2 protein-coding genes are annotated in these 2035 nt (G+C 72.8%); both read right to left on the minus strand.

All coding sequences use genetic code 11. From position 1 onward, the window contains the following. Positions 1–1213 (minus strand): phosphatidylglycerol lysyltransferase domain-containing protein (locus tag AB0J52_RS37890; RefSeq protein ID WP_500187814.1); only part of this gene is annotated, 1213 nt, incomplete at its 3' end. A 121-nt stretch (positions 1214–1334) separates the two neighbouring features. Then, positions 1335–2035 (minus strand): phosphatase PAP2 family protein (locus tag AB0J52_RS37895; RefSeq protein WP_500187815.1); only part of this gene is annotated, 701 nt, incomplete at its 5' end.

Here is a 2035-nt window from a genome sequence, read left to right on the forward strand (position 1 = left end):
CGAACGCCTCGACCATCACGCAGTCGCCGTCGGTGGGGTCGCCGAGCCGGCCGAGCGCCATGGAGAAGCCGCGCTCGGTCTCGCCCTCGCGCCACTGGTCGGCGCGCTGCACGATGCCGCCCATCTCGGCGGCGGAGATCTGCGAGTGCCGCCGGATGCGGACGGTGTACCCGGCCCGCTCCACCCGGCGGACGGCCTGCCGGACCTGGCGCATCTCCCGGCCGTCCAGGTTGAACTCGGGCACGTCGATGATCGCCTCGTCGCCGAGCTCCAGGACGCCGAGGCCGTGCCGGCGGTACTCGACGGCGGCGCGCTCGCCGACGCTGACCGCGCCGGGCGTCCAGGAGTGCCGGCGGCACTCGGCGAGCCACGCCTCGATCGCCTGCCCCCAGGACTCGGGGTCGCCGAGCGGGTCGCCGCTGGCCAGGCACATCGAGCCCTGCGCCCGGTAGGCGATGCCCGCCTTGCCGTTCGGGGCGGTGATGAAGTCCTTGTCGCGGCGGAGCGCGAAGTAGCCGAGGGAGTCCTCGTCGCCGTAGCGCAGCAGCAGCTCGCGGGCGCGCAGCTCCTCGCCGGGGCTGAGCACGGCGTCGCCGCGCGCGGGCCGGAACAGCGCCCAGACGGTCGCGACGAGCAGGCCGCTGCCGAGGACGCCGAGGATCAGGTCGACCCAGCCGGGGACGTCCACGTACAGGGTGTGGCCGGTGACCCGGGCGCCGAGGACGGTCTGCAGCGCCGCGTAGAGCGGCTGGGACCAGAACCCGCCGGAGGCGTTCCGGTCGGTCAGGTGCACCAGCAGGGTGCCGAGGACGCCGCTGACCAGCACCATCGCGCCGCCGACCCGCCAGGCCAGGCGGAGGTTGGCGCGGTCGGGCAGGGCGGTGAACTCCTGCCGCGCGGCCCCCACCGCGACCAGCGCGACCACGTAGCAGACCGGGGCGACGTAGTCGCCGGCGCCGAGGGTGAAGTCCGGGTCGGGCGCGATCGTGAAGACCACCGCGATCGCGAGGTAGAGCAGGAAGAACAGGGTGAGCAGGGCCAGCGTGATGCGCCAGGCCGACTTCTTGCGCCGCCGGACGCCGGTGGACACCAGGAGCAGCAGCAGGCCCCAGGTCAGGCTGGGGAGCCAGCTGAAGTAGCCGATCCAGTGCAGCAGCCAGATGGCGTCGAGGTCCTCGATGAGGCCGGCCGACAGCCAGGACAGGATGGACACGACCCCCGACAAGGTCAGGTACCACGTCAATCCAGTCGGAACAGCCTGGATCACAGTTCTGGCGCGCACTCGTCCCCCGACACGGTCTTCGCCGACGGCCCGTCCCGACCGGGCCTTCGAGTCAGCGTACCCGCGCGCCCCCGGCGGCGGTCCGCAGCCGCAGGTCGTGCGCGGCACGCGCCGCCCGGTAGAGCGGCAGCAGCGCCACCAGCACGATCGCCAGCAGGGCCGAGACGACGAGCCCGTCGAGCCAGTAGTGGTTGGCGGTGCTCACCACGACGAGCACGGTGAGGACGGGGTGCGCCAGCCACAGCCAGCGCCAGCGCGTCCGGCAGGCGACGATCAGCCCCACCGCCACGATGATCGCCCACCCGATGTGCAGGGACGGCATCGCCGCGTACTGGTTGGCGACGGTGTCGGTCTGCGGCGCGCCGTAGACCGACGGCCCGTACTCGGCGGCGGTGTCCACCAGGCCGGTGAAGGTGAGCATGCGCGGCGGCGCGAGCGGCACCGTCAGGTGCAGGACGAGCCCGGCCGCGGTGAGCGCGACGACCACCCAGCGCACCCACCGGTAGAAGGCGGGACGGCGCAGGTACATGAACAGCAGGAACGCGGCCGTCGCCGGGAAGTGGACGTAGGCGTAGTAGGAGTTCGCGAGGTGGATCATGGTCTGGCTGTGCAGCAGGCCGCTCTGCACGTCCAGTTCGTTCGGCAGGTGCAGCCAGCGTTCGATGTCCCAGACGTCGCGGGCGTTGCGGAACGCCTCGCCGACGCGCCCGTTGGCGGCCAGGCGGCCCGCCTTGTAGACGCCGAACAGCAGCC

This window comes from Spirillospora sp. NPDC049652, assembly GCF_040675125.1.
Taxonomy (GTDB): domain Bacteria; phylum Actinomycetota; class Actinomycetes; order Streptosporangiales; family Streptosporangiaceae; genus Spirillospora.